General features: G+C 70.7%; 15 protein-coding genes. 3 read left to right on the top strand and 12 right to left on the bottom strand.

What is annotated here, in order from left to right; translation table 11 throughout:
* Positions 1 to 64: 64 nt before the first annotated feature.
* Positions 65 to 823 (bottom strand): bifunctional demethylmenaquinone methyltransferase/2-methoxy-6-polyprenyl-1,4-benzoquinol methylase UbiE, encoded by a 759-nt coding sequence (ubiE, locus tag ERL55_RS01925; protein WP_129134924.1) that lies wholly within the window; start codon positions 821 to 823, stop codon positions 65 to 67.
* Between the two features lie 74 nt (positions 824 to 897).
* Between ubiE and ERL55_RS01920 the strand changes: the two genes are divergently transcribed.
* From ERL55_RS01920 to ERL55_RS01910, 3 genes are all read left to right on the top strand, one after another.
* Positions 898 to 1,350, top strand: coding sequence for a nucleoside deaminase (locus tag ERL55_RS01920; protein WP_129134923.1), 453 nt, complete (start codon positions 898 to 900; stop codon positions 1,348 to 1,350).
* Between the two features lie 167 nt (positions 1,351 to 1,517).
* Positions 1,518 to 2,999: a SulP family inorganic anion transporter gene (locus tag ERL55_RS01915; protein ID WP_129134922.1), complete on the top strand. Its 1,482-nt coding sequence runs from the start codon at positions 1,518 to 1,520 to the stop codon at positions 2,997 to 2,999.
* Between the two features lie 11 nt (positions 3,000 to 3,010).
* Positions 3,011 to 3,883 carry a universal stress protein gene (locus ERL55_RS01910; protein ID WP_129134921.1) on the top strand — a complete coding sequence of 291 codons (873 nt, stop codon included), beginning with the start codon at positions 3,011 to 3,013 and terminating at the stop codon, positions 3,881 to 3,883.
* A 135-nt stretch (positions 3,884 to 4,018) separates the two neighbouring features.
* Here ERL55_RS01910 and ERL55_RS01905 read toward each other — a convergent pair whose 3' ends face one another.
* The 11 genes from ERL55_RS01905 to ERL55_RS01855 all read right to left on the bottom strand — a co-directional run bounded on the left by ERL55_RS01905 (position 4,019) and on the right by ERL55_RS01855 (position 12,121).
* A complete protein-coding gene (locus ERL55_RS01905) occupies positions 4,019 to 5,365 on the bottom strand; it encodes an acyltransferase family protein (protein WP_164972093.1) in 1,347 nt (448 codons plus the stop codon).
* Positions 5,366 to 5,399: 34 nt separating this feature from the next.
* Positions 5,400 to 6,038 (bottom strand): AAA family ATPase, encoded by a 639-nt coding sequence (locus ERL55_RS01900; RefSeq protein ID WP_129134919.1) that lies wholly within the window; start codon positions 6,036 to 6,038, stop codon positions 5,400 to 5,402.
* A gap of 49 nt (positions 6,039 to 6,087) precedes the next feature.
* Positions 6,088 to 6,435 (bottom strand): type II toxin-antitoxin system prevent-host-death family antitoxin, encoded by a 348-nt coding sequence (locus ERL55_RS01895; protein WP_129134918.1) that lies wholly within the window; start codon positions 6,433 to 6,435, stop codon positions 6,088 to 6,090.
* Between the two features lie 66 nt (positions 6,436 to 6,501).
* Positions 6,502 to 7,866, bottom strand: a complete 1,365-nt coding sequence (hslU, locus tag ERL55_RS01890; protein ID WP_164972226.1) for an ATP-dependent protease ATPase subunit HslU — start codon at positions 7,864 to 7,866, stop codon at positions 6,502 to 6,504.
* A 29-nt stretch (positions 7,867 to 7,895) separates the two neighbouring features.
* The gene (gene hslV, locus ERL55_RS01885) at positions 7,896 to 8,447 is read right to left on the bottom strand and encodes an ATP-dependent protease subunit HslV (RefSeq protein WP_129134916.1); all 552 of its coding nucleotides are present in this window, start codon (positions 8,445 to 8,447) and stop codon (positions 7,896 to 7,898) included.
* Between the two features lie 84 nt (positions 8,448 to 8,531).
* Entirely contained in the window at positions 8,532 to 8,792 is a 261-nt protein-coding gene (locus tag ERL55_RS01880) for a hypothetical protein (RefSeq protein WP_129134915.1), read from the bottom strand.
* A 76-nt stretch (positions 8,793 to 8,868) separates the two neighbouring features.
* Positions 8,869 to 9,780, bottom strand: coding sequence for a tyrosine recombinase XerC (gene xerC / locus ERL55_RS01875; RefSeq protein ID WP_129134914.1), 912 nt, complete (start codon positions 9,778 to 9,780; stop codon positions 8,869 to 8,871).
* 11 nt (positions 9,781 to 9,791) lie between these two features.
* Positions 9,792 to 10,466 carry a DUF484 family protein gene (locus ERL55_RS01870; RefSeq protein ID WP_129134913.1) on the bottom strand — a complete coding sequence of 225 codons (675 nt, stop codon included), beginning with the start codon at positions 10,464 to 10,466 and terminating at the stop codon, positions 9,792 to 9,794.
* Positions 10,463 to 11,299, bottom strand: a complete 837-nt coding sequence (dapF, locus tag ERL55_RS01865) for a diaminopimelate epimerase (protein ID WP_241685811.1) — start codon at positions 11,297 to 11,299, stop codon at positions 10,463 to 10,465. The genes ERL55_RS01870 and dapF overlap by 4 nt, the downstream gene beginning before the upstream one ends.
* Positions 11,300 to 11,316: 17 nt before the next feature.
* Positions 11,317 to 11,637, bottom strand: a complete 321-nt coding sequence (locus ERL55_RS01860; protein ID WP_129134912.1) for a lipoprotein — start codon at positions 11,635 to 11,637, stop codon at positions 11,317 to 11,319.
* 76 nt (positions 11,638 to 11,713) lie between these two features.
* The gene (locus tag ERL55_RS01855) at positions 11,714 to 12,121 is read right to left on the bottom strand and encodes a YbaN family protein (protein WP_129134911.1); all 408 of its coding nucleotides are present in this window, start codon (positions 12,119 to 12,121) and stop codon (positions 11,714 to 11,716) included.
* Positions 12,122 to 12,140: the final 19 nt, after the last annotated feature.

The raw sequence follows: 12,140 nt of genomic DNA, 5'->3' as shown, positions 1-12,140 counted from the left end.
GGGGTTTCCGTGCAGGGGGACCGCACGATTCTACCCGCCGACCCGCAACGCCGGCCCGGCCTGTTCAGGCCTTGCAGCCATCGTGCACCGCGACGATGCCTGCCGACAGGTTGCGGTAGCGCGTGCGGGCGAAGCCGGCGCCGTCCATCATCGCCTTGAGTTCATCCTGCGGCGGATGCTTGCGGATCGACTCGGCCAGGTAGCGGTAGCTGTCGGCATCGTTGGCGAACAGCCTGCCCAGCCGCGGCAGCACCTGGAACGAATGGAAGTCGTAGATCGGGCGGAACCACTCCGGCTTCACCTCGGAGAATTCCAGCACCCGCGCCTGCCCGCCGACCTTGAGCACGCGATGCATCTCGCGCAGCGCGGCGTTCTTGTCGGTCACGTTGCGCAGGCCGAAGGCAATGGTGACCAGGTCGAAGCTGGCATCCGGGAACGGCAGCGTCTCGGCATTGCACTGCACGTAGTCGAAACCGCGCACGCGGCCGCGGTCGGTCATGCGGTCGCGGCCCACGCGCAGCATCTCGCCGTTGATGTCGCCCAGCACGATGCTGCCGGCCTCGCCGACGCGATCCTTCAATAGCGCGGCGATGTCGCCGGTGCCGCCAGCGAGGTCGAGCACGCGGTCGCCGCGCTTGACCTGCGCGGTGGCGGTGAAATAGCGCTTCCACACCCGGTGGATGCCGAGGCTCATCAGGTCGTTCATCAGGTCGTAGTTGCGTGCGACCGAGGAGAACACCTGGCCGACCAGCTTCTGCTTCTCGCCGGTGGGCACGTCGCGGAAGCCGAAATCGGTGGTGCCGGGCTTGTCGGATTCGTTCATGGGCGGATTATCGCACCGCCGGCGGCGATCGCCGTGCATGCGACACTGCCCGCCCCTTGCTGCCCTGCGCCGCCATGACCACGCCCGACTACCGCGCCCTGCTCGACACCGCCATCGCCGAAGCCCGCCAGGGCCTGGCCGAGGGCGGCATCCCGATCGGCGCGGCGCTGTTTGCCGGCGACGGCCGCGTGCTGGGCTGCGGCCACAACCGCCGCGTGCAGGAGGACGACCCGTCCATCCACGGCGAAACCGACGCCTTCCGCAAGGCCGGCCGCCAGAAGAGCTACCGCCACGCGATCATGGTCACCACGCTGGCGCCGTGCTGGTACTGCAGCGGGCTGGTGCGGCAGTTCAACATCGGCACGGTGGTGGTGGGTGAATCGGTGAATTTCGGCGGTGGCATCGAGTGGCTGCGCGAGGCCGGCGTCAACGTGGTCGACCTCGCCGACGAGCGCTGCATCACGATGATGGGCGACTGGATCGCGGCCAACCCGGCACTGTGGAACGAGGACATCGGCGAGGACTGAGCGCGCCGCCGCTGTAGAATCCGCGCCTTGCGCCACCGCGAGCGGCACCACTGACGATGAGGACCACCGCGCGCTGAAGGCTCTGCCCGGCAGCGCCCGCGGCGGCCGCGTGATCTGCGCCTGTCATCGTCCGCGGGCCGCACCGTCCGCTTCTCCCGGAAATTCCCATGACCCCCTATCCCCCGCTGCGCGAGCAGTGGTTCGGCAACGTGCGTGGCGACCTGCTCTCGGGCCTGGTCGTGGCGCTGGCGCTGATCCCCGAAGCCATCGCGTTCTCGATCATCGCAGGCGTCGATCCGCAGGTCGGCCTGTACGCTTCGTTCTCGATCGCGGTGGTGATCGCGTTCGCCGGCGGGCGCCCCGGCATGATCTCCGCCGCCACCGGTGCAATGGCACTGGTGATGGTCGGCCTGGTGCGTGACCACGGCCTGCAGTACCTGCTGGCGGCAACGATCCTCGCCGGCGTGCTGCAGGTGGTGGCCGGCGCCACCGGCCTGGCCAGCCTGATGCGTTTCGTGTCGCGCTCGGTGGTCACCGGCTTCGTCAACGCGCTGGCAATCCTGATCTTCATGGCGCAGCTTCCGGAGCTGATCGACGTGCCGTGGGCGGTCTACGCACTGTGCGCCGCCGGCCTGGCGATCATCTACCTGTTCCCCTACATCACCCGGAAAGTGCCGTCGCCGCTGGTGGCGATCGTGCTGCTGACCGCGGTCGCGGTCGGTTTCGGCATCGAGGTGCGCACCGTCGCCGACATGGGCCAGCTACCCGACAGCCTGCCGGTGTTCCTGCTGCCCGACATTCCGCTGACGCTCGACACGTTGTGGATCATCCTGCCGGTGTCGGCGACGCTGGCGGTGGTCGGCCTGCTGGAGTCGCTGCTGACCGCGCAGATCGTCGACGACCTCACCGACACGCCCAGCAACAAGCACCGCGAAAGCGTGGGCCAGGGCGTGGCCAACATCGCCACCGGCTTCCTCGGTGGCATGGCCGGCTGCGCGATGATCGGGCAGTCGGTGATCAACGTGAAATCCGGCGGCCGCGGGCGGCTGTCGACGCTGGTGGCGGGCGCGGTGCTGCTGATCCTGGTGGTGTTCGCCGGGCCGTGGGTCGGGCTGATCCCGATGGCGGCGCTGGTGGCGGTGATGATCATGGTGTCGATCGGCACCTTCGACTGGCGCTCGGTGCGTGACTTGCCGCGCAACCCGCGCAGCTCGGGCGTGGTGATGCTGGGCACGGTGGCGGTGACCGTCGCCACCCACGACCTCGCGAAGGGCGTGCTCACGGGCGTGCTGCTGTCGGCGCTGTTCTTCGCGCGCAAGGTCGCGCGCGTGCTGCACGTCGACTCCGCACTGGACGACGACGGCCACACCCGTCGCTACACGGTGACCGGCCAGGTGTTCTTCGCCTCCGCCAATGCCTTCGCGTCCGCTTTCGACTTCCGCGAGGTGGCGGAAAAGGTGGTCATCGACGTCTCGCGCGCCCAGTTCTGGGACCTCAGCGCGGTGGGTGCGCTCGACAAGGTGGTGCTGAAATTCCGCCGCGAGGGTACGGTGGTGGAGGTGGTCGGGCTGGACGCCGCGAGCGCGACGCTGGTCGACCGCCTCGGCGTGCACGACAAGCCCGCCGCACGCCCCACCGGCCCGCACTGAGGAGCTGCACGATGTCCACATCGCCCATCCCCGCCGAGGGCCACGTGCTGGCCGCGGTCGACGGCTCACCGGCCACCGGCGCTGTGGTCGCGCTGGCCGCTTGGGCCGCACGACGCCTGGGCACCCGGCTCGAACTGCTGCACCTGCCCGACGATGGCGGGCCCGCGCCGCTCGATGCCAGCGGCAGCATCGGCCTCGGTGCGCAGGACGCGCTGCTGCAGGAACTGGTCGAACTCGACGCACGCCGCGCACAACTCGCGCAGGCACGCGGGCGGCAACTGCTGGAAGCCGCGGCATCCAGCGCCGACAACAGTGGTGTCGAGATCATCACCCGGCAACGCCATGGCCGCCTGCGTGATGCGCTGGCGGAGGCCGAACCCGACACCCGCCTGTTCGTGATCGGGCTGCGCGGCACCCGCGGCGGCGGCTCCGGCCAGGACATCGGCGGCCAGGTGGAACCGGTGCTGCGCACGGTGCTGCGCCCGGTGCTGCTCGCCCAGGCACTGCCCCCGGAGCGGCCCATCACACGCGTGCTGATCGCCCTCGACGGCAGCGATACCTCGCGCCGCGCGGTGGAACGCGTGGCCGCCAGCCCACTGCTGCGGGGCCTCGAATGCCACCTGTTACTGGCCGGCGGCGACGCCGCGCAGCAACGCGGGTTCGAGGAGATGGCGGGCACCCTGGCCAGCGCCGGCTTCGCACCGCAGCTGCATCGCGCCGGCCTGCCTGCCGACGATGCGATCGTGGCGCACGTCGACAGCCTCGGTATCGACCTGCTGGTGATGGGCGCCTACGGCCACTCACGGCTGCGCGAATGGTTCCTCGGCAGCACCACCGGCCAGGTGCTGCGCCGCAGCCCGGTGCCGCTGCTGGTCCTGCGATAGCGCAACGCGCGGCGGGTCCGGTCGTGGGCCCGCGACGGCCGGAGTTCCGTCAACTGCGCAGGCGCTGATTGCGGGAACGTGCGGTTCAGCGCGTCGCGTGCAAGCGCTGTTCCGCGGACGCAGAGTGCCGCGTGTTCATGCCCGCGCACGCAGCAGCCACGATGCGACCGCCACGCAGGCCAGCGCCACCAGCGCTCCCGGCCACGCGCCCAGCAGCAGCGCGGCACCAAGCCCGGCAAACAGCGCGGCGCCGCCAGCCACGATGGCTGCCGTCGCCGCGGTCGCGGCCACATCCCGGCGGCGACCCATCTCGTAGCGCACCACCGCCACCATCACTGGCGCCAGGCATGCCGCACACAGCAGCAGCCAGCACAGCCGGCCAAGCCAGAAGCCGGGTGTTCCGGGATCGCCTGCATCGATCGGCAGCCCGGTGCGCTCGCCGATCCACGCGGCCGGCAGTTCCGCCAGCTTGTGCCAGAGATACAGCGGCATCCCGAGTGCACCCAGCACCGCCACCATCCGCGGCAGCGGATGCCGCTCGAGGAACCGGCGCGCAGGCGCTTCCGTCAGCAGCACCGCACCCACCTGCAGCCACACCACGCCGACCAGTGCCAGCGTCGGCGGCAGCATGTTGTTGCCGGCCAGCTGCACGCCGACCATCGCCACCGGATAGCCGCTGGCCATCGCCGCCGCCAGCCACACGGCCGCCAGCGCAAGCAGCCACGCGCCGTGACGCGCGCCGACAAGGCGGCCACTGCGCCAGGCGATGCCCAACTGCTGCGGCAGCAGCCACACCGCCAGCAGGTTGATCCAGCCGATGCCACCGGCGCTGGCCTCGACACGTGCACCCAGCTGCAGCAGCTCCGCGGGATGCCGCACACCCGCGCGCAGCAGATCGGCCAGCACCGCAACCACGAGCAACGCAACGACGGCCTTCAGGCCGAAGCGGCGGTCGGCGCGCACGCACAGCGGCAGCAGCGCCTGCACCGCCAGCAACATCACCAGGAACCACAGGTGGATGGTCAGCGAGCTGTTGAAGGCCTTCAGCAGATGGCCATCGGCCAGTCGTGCGAACAGCGCAATCGCCGCCAGCACCACCAGATAGGTCAGTGTCGGCCGCGCCAGCCCCAGCGCGCGTCCGGCCCACCAGCGCCGCTGCGAATCACCCTCCCCCAGCCGGCGCAGCACGCCACCGGTACTGACCGCCGCCGACACGAACACGAACAGCGGCACCACCTGCACCAGCCAGGTCAGCGCACCGGCGAGTTCCCAGTTGCGCAGCAGGTGGTCGGTGCCGACCAGCCGCCCGCCCTCCACGCGCGGCAGCGTCGCCATCCAGTGGCCGAACACCACCACCAGCAGCGCGCAGGCGCGCAGGGCATCGGCGTAGATGTCGCGGGTGGGGCTTGTATGCGGAACGTCCTTGCCCGGCGGCGCGGCAGCAGGATGGGGAGTCGGACGTTCGTGGGTGTACAGCGGCATGCGTGGGAGCATAGCCGCCCGTCCCGACCCGCTTTCAGCTGCCGGACTGCAGCGCCGCCTCCAGCAGCGGTCGCGCCCACTCCGGCGTGGCCGTCAGCGCCCGCAGGTCATCTGCCGACGGCCAGACGGCACGGCCGGCGGACATCTCCAGCAGCAGCACGGGATCCGGCACGCGCGCACCCGGCGCGACATCCGTGCTGTTGTCGTAGACCTGCAATCGCGCCAGGTGCGGCATCAGGGCGATGAGGTTTTCGCGCGCGCGCATCCAGCGCGCGTGGATCATCGCCTCGGGGATGTCGTGGCCGCCTGCGGCCACCCGCGCCCGGACGCGGGCGATGTGCTGTTCGGGCGAGGCGAGCCCGCAGTACCACATCAGCACGTCGTGGCTGCGCGCGGCCTCGGCGATGCGCAGTGCGACGGTGGTGCCGCCGAGGGTGGTTTCGAACGCGTGGTGTTGTCCGTCGGCGAGCGCGGCATCAAAGCGGCGCATGCCTTCATGCCAGGCGGCGGCGTTGGCATCGGTGATCGCGCAACCGGTGCGTTGCGCGAGCTCGCCGGCGAAATCGTCGGGGTTGAACCAGTCCAGGCCGGCGCGCTGCAGCAGATGGCCGCCGATCGAACTCTTGCCGGCGCCGTTGACGCCGGCCAGCACGTAGAGGACGGGACGCGGCATCGTCAGCCGCGGCGTGCGTCGTTGACGGGTAGCCCGCCGTTGCGCGCGTTCAACGCGCGCGCACCCTGCCGCGGAGCGTCGCCGGGGCATCCATCACCGCGCGCAGGCGTGCGCCGGCATTGTCGGCCTGCAGGGCGGCCAGGCGCTCATCGAAACGCGCGCGCAGCTCTTCCAGCGCCCCACGTTGCGGTGCGCCCGCGGCGGCCAGTGCACGCAGCATGGCGTCGTATTCCTGCGCCGACAGGATCACCGCTTCGGGCGTGTTGTGGTTGGTCACCGCCAGCCGCCCTTCGCGGGCGACCGTGCGCATCACGCCGCGCCAGCCGAGCTTCTTGACGTCGGACGCGGGCGCGCGCGGGAGGTCGTCGAGGCTGTCGAGTTTCAGGGGCAGGGACATGGGGCACCTCCGGGGAGGCACCCATAATACCCATATTTCCCTTTTGGGGAATTCCGCAGGATGCCGTCAGAGGATGTAGCGGCTCAGGTCCTGGTCCTTCACCAGCTCGCCCAGGTGGGCATCGACGTAGTCGCGGTCGATGGTGACGGTGCCGCCCTTGTCGGGTGCCTCGAAGCTCAGGGTGTCGAGCAGCCGCTCGAGCACGGTGTGCAGGCGGCGGGCACCGATGTTCTCCTGCGTCTCGTTGACCTGCGCGGCGATCTCGGCGAGGCGGTCGACGGCGCCCTCGGCGAACGTCAGTTCCACGCCTTCAGTGCGCAGCAGTTCGACGTACTGCGTGGTCAGCGCGGCCTTCGGCTCGGTGAGGATGCGCACGAAGTCTTCCTTGGTCAGCGCACTGAGTTCCACGCGGATCGGGAAGCGGCCCTGCAGCTCCGGCACCAGGTCACTGGGCTTGGCCATGTGGAACGCGCCCGAGGCGATGAACAGGATGTGGTCGGTCTTCACCGAGCCGTACTTGGTACTCACCGTGGAGCCTTCCACCAGCGGCAGCAGGTCGCGCTGCACGCCTTCGCGGCTGACATCGCCACCACCCACCGCCTCGCTGCGGCGCGCGACCTTGTCGATCTCGTCGATGAAGACGATGCCGTGCTGCTCGCAGGCCTCGATCGCGGCCTCGCGCACGTCGTCCTCGTTGACCAGCTTGCCGGCCTCCTCCTCGACCAGCAGCGGGCGCGCCGCCTTGATCGTCAGCTTGCGCTTGTGCGTCTTGCCGCCACCGAGGTTGGCGAACATCTGCCGCAGCTGCTGGCCCATTTCCTCCATGCCCGGCGGGGTCATGATGTCCATGCCTGCGCCGGACGCGGCAAGATCCAGCTCGATCTCGCGTTCGTCGAGGTCGCCGGCGCGCAGCTGGCGTCGCAGCTTCTGGCGGGTCTCCGATTCCTTTGCCGACGGCTCGGCGCCGATGTCGACGGTAGTGCTCGGCTGCGCGCCGAAACCGAACGCCGGTGCCGGTTGCTCGCGACGCGGCAGCAGTGCATCGAGGATGCGGTCCTCGGCGCGGTCCTCGGCCTGGGTGCGCACGCGCTGCTTGGCCTGTTCGCGGTACAGCTTGACCGCCGTATCGGCGAGGTCGCGGATGATCTGCTCGACGTCCTTGCCGACATAGCCGACCTCGGTGAAGCGCGTGGCCTCGACCTTGACGAACGGCGCATTGGCGAGCGTCGCCAGCCGCCGCGCGATCTCGGTCTTGCCGACGCCGGTGGGGCCGATCATCAGGATGTTCTTGGGCATGACCTCGTTGCGCAGCTCTTCCGGCAGCTGCGCGCGGCGCCAGCGGTTGCGCAACGCGATGGCCACCGCGCGCTTGGCCGCATTCTGGCCGACGATGTGGCGGTCGAGCTCCTGCACGATCTCGCGCGGGGTCATGGTGGACGAGGTGGTGGCGTTCTGGGGCATCAGAGTTCTTCGACGACGATGTTGCGGTTGGTGTAGATGCAGATGTCGCCGGCGATGTTGAGTGCCTCGGTGGCGACCGTGCGCGCGTCCAGTTCGGTATGCGCCAGCAGCGCGCGTGCAGCCGACAGTGCGAACGAGCCGCCGGAACCGATGGCGATGATGCCGTCGTCGGGCTCGATGATGTCGCCGTTGCCGCTGATGATCAGCGAGGTCTCGCGGTCGGCCACCGCCAGCAGCGCTTCGAGCTTTCCGTAGCGGCGATCGGTGCGCCAGTCCTTGACCAGTTCCACCGCCGCGCGCACCAGCTGGCCGCCGTGCTGCTGCAGCTTGATCTCGAACAGTTCGAACAGGGTGAAGGCATCGGCAGCGGCACCGGCGAAGCCCGCGAGCACCTTGCCATCGCCCAGCCTGCGCACCTTGCGCGCATTGCCCTTCATCACCGTGTTGCCAAGCGTGACCTGGCCATCGCCGGCAACGACCACGCGATCGCCCTTGCGGATCGACACGATGGTGGTGGCGTGGAAGACATTGGGGTTCTGGCTGGGATCCATGCGGCGCTCCGGGGTCGAACCCCCTGAGTGGGGCCGCTCGCGCGCGCTTCAAGCGCCACCGGCCGCAGGCATCCCGCCACGGGTTCAGCTGCGTGCCTGGTCCAGCAGCGCACGCGCGCGTTGCTGCAGCGCAGCCCACGAGGCGTCGAGCTGGTCCGGTTTCGGGGTGACGCGCGCGATCAGCGCGAGCGCCGCCTCCAGCTGTTCCACCCGCCACGCGAGTTCGGCGTAGTCGTGGGCCAGCACCAGCTCCACGCGGCGATCCTGGCAGATGCCGATGCACGGCGCCGGCGCATCCACCTTGCCGCAACCGATGCAGCGCCAGCCTTCAATCGTCTCGACCATGCCATGCATCGTGCCGCAGACAGGTGCCGTACGCCCTGACGCGGATCAAGACACAACGTGCGAACGCGCCGGCCGGTCAGCGGCCGCGCCGCTTCGCGCGCGGGTGCGCGGCGTCGTACACCTTCGAGAGGTGGCCGAAGTCGAGGTGGGTGTAGATCTGGGTGGTGGCGATGTCGGCGTGGCCGAGCAGTTCCTGCACGCCGCGCAGGTCGCCGGAGGATTCCAGCACGTGGCTGGCGAACGAATGCCGCAGCAGGTGCGGGTGCACGCGCTTGAACAGGCCCTGGCGCTGGGCGAGCTGGCGCATCCGCAGCTGCACCGCGCGCGGAGTGAGGCCGCCGCCGCCACGTCCGGGAAACACAGGAGCGTCCGCGTTCGCACCACCCTCGGCAGCCCACTCGGTGAGCGCACGCACCGCGTACGAGCCCACCGGCACCAGCCGCTGGCGGCTGCCCTTGCCGAGCACGCTCACCAGCCCATCCACCAGGTCGAGATCACGCCAGCGCAGGGCGCACAGTTCCGATACGCGCAGGCCGGAGGAATAGAACAGTTCCAGCATCGCGCGGTCGCGCAGGCCCAGCGGCGCGTCGGTGTCCACCTCGACCAGCGCCTTGGCTTCGTCGGGGTCGAGCACTTCCGGCAGCCGCCGTGCGGCCTTCGGCGCGCGCACGCCGGTGCAGGGGTCGGCTTCGATGCGGCCATGGCGCAGCAGCCAGCGGAAGAAACTGCGGCAGGCCGACAGCCGCCGCTGCAGGCTTTTCGGCGACAGCCCGCGGCGATGCTCCGCCGCGACGAACGCGCGCAGGGCGGCGTTGTCGACGGCCGCCGGCGCGACGTCCCGCGACTGCGCCCAGGCGGCCAGCGCCTGCAGGTCGCGGCGGTAGGCATCGAGGGTGTGCGCGGAGACGCGCTTCTCCACGCGCAGGTGGTCGAGGAACGCGGCCACGTCGGCCGGCAGCGGCGCCGGTGTGGCGGCGTCCTCGTGCATCCGCGTGCGCCTCAGCCCGCGAAGCGCTGCATCGCGGCGGCGAAGGCCTCGCCCATCATGCGCAGGAACAGCGTGCCCATGCCAGGGTAGAAGCGGTTGGCCTCGCGGCTGCCGACCGCGATCAGGCCGACGCCTTCCAGCGGCAGCAGCGCGGTGGACTGCACGTCCTCGACGCGCGCGCCGTACAGCAGCGACTGCTTGTCCGGATGCAGGCGGCCGCACAGCGGTTCGCCCTCGCGCAGGGCATCGACGAACGGGCGCAGCAGCGCGTCCTCGCGCGGCACGACCTGCACCCAGTCGCTGCCTTCCAGCCCCGCGACGGGTTCGAACAGCACCACCCGCACGAGGTCGCCGTTGAAGTCCTCCGCCAGCGATGCTGCCAATGCGCGCACGGTGTCGGCCGGCGTGGCCTGGCGCATCAGCGCCAGGGTCAGCTGGTGGGTGCGCACCGCCAGCCGCTCGTTCTCCTGCGAGATCGCGAACAGATCGTGCAGGCGACGCGACAGCTCGCGGTTCTTGTCGCGCAGCACTTCCAGCTGGTAGCCCGCCAGCGACGCCGCCGGGCCGTCCTCGCGCGGCACCACCATGGTCATGGCGAGGTCCGGGAACTGCTGCAGGAACTTCGGATGGCGGCGCAGCCAGGCCGCCACCTCGTGCGCGCTGATCTTCTCGACGGTGTCGCTCATGCGATCCACTCCCCTTCGAATACGAATGCGGCCGGTCCGGCCATGGTCAGTTCGGCGTCGTCACGCGGCCATTCGATCCGCAGCGTGCCGCCGGGCAGTGCCACGTCGACGGCGCGCTCCACGCGTCCGCGACGCATCAGCACGGCGGCCGCTGCACTGGCGCCACTGCCGCAGGCGCGCGTCTCGCCGGCACCGCGCTCGTACACGCGCAGGCGCACGTGGCTGCGGTCGAGCACCTGCGCAAAGCCGATGTTGGCGGAATCCGGGAATGCCCGCTGGCGCTGCAGCCGCGGGCCCAGCGTGCGCACCGGGGCGACGTCGAGGTCCTCCACCTCGATCACCGCATGCGGATTGCCCATCGACACCGCACCGAACTCGATGCGCGTGCCATCGACGTCCAGCTGGTAGCGGTCCGCGCATGTGTCGAAGCCGGCCAGCGGAACCTCCGCCGGCTCGAAGCCGGGCACGCCGAGCGCGACGCGGAACCTGCCTTCGCCAAGGTCGTCGACGACGTGGCTGCCGGCAGGGCTGTCGAGCAGGAAGCGCGTGGACGACGCCGCACCATCGCGACGCAGCCAGGCGGCCACGCAGCGCGCGCCGTTGCCGCACTGGCGCGACGGCGACCCATCGCTGTTCCAGATGCCGTAGGCAGCGACCGCGTCGGGCGTGCGCGGTGGCTCGATGGTCAGGATCTGGTCGCAGCCGACGCCGGTGTGGCGGTCGGCCAGCGCGCGGCACAGCGCGGCGTCCGGCGGCGGGCCGCCATCGCGCAGGTCCAGCACCACGAAGTCATTGCCGGCCCCGTGCATCTTGCTGAAACGCAGGCCTGTCATTGCTGCAGCCGGCGCGGTCACCCGCCGCGCGCGGCATCCCCGGTCGGCGGTGCGGTATCGCCCTCGGCCGCGCCGGTGGGCACCGGCACCGTGCCGCTGCCATCGACCGGCGGCGTGGCGCCATCGCCGTCGACGGGTGGCATTCCGTCATCAGCTTCCACGGGCGGCAGGTCGTCGGCGTCGTCTGCCGGCGGCGGGCTGGGCAGGGTGTCGGCATCGTCGACCACCGCCGGCTCCGGCGGTGGCAGGAACAGGTCGCCCTTGTTGCCGCAGGCGGACAGCGCCAGACACAGCGCCACGAGGCAGGCCGCGGACGGCGGCAGGAGGCTTCGATTCATGGCCGCAGTGTAGCGGCACCCGGCACGCCGAGGAACGCATGCGACCGTGCGCGGCTACGCGCGACACCGGCGATCGTCAGGACTGCGGAGGCGGCGCCGGCGGCTCCGGCCGCGCCCACAGCCAGGCGGCCACGCAGGCCATGCAGGCGATCGGCAGCGCGGTCATCCACCAGCGGTGCGCGGCGAACAGCGGCATCACCACCAGCAGCACCAGCGCGCACACCGCCATCATCGCGGTGGCCATCCACTTGCCGCGGCGGGCAACCGCGCCGTGCAGTTCCCAGTCGACGATGGCGGGGCCGAAATGCGGATGCGCGAGCAGGCGTTGGCGCAGGCGCTCCGAGCCGCGCGCGGCGGCCCAGCCCGCGATCAGGATGAAGACGGTGGTCGGCAGCCCCGGCACGAACACGCCGACCAGTCCGAGCCCGAGGCTGACATAGGCCAGCAGCCACCAGGCCCAGCGGAATCGGGTGCGCGCTTGCATGCCTGCATGATAGGCCGCG

Origin of the sequence: Luteimonas sp. YGD11-2 (assembly GCF_004118975.1) — a bacterium.
GTDB lineage: Bacteria > Pseudomonadota > Gammaproteobacteria > Xanthomonadales > Xanthomonadaceae > Luteimonas > Luteimonas muca.
This window is presented reverse-complemented; position numbering and strand designations above follow the sequence as displayed.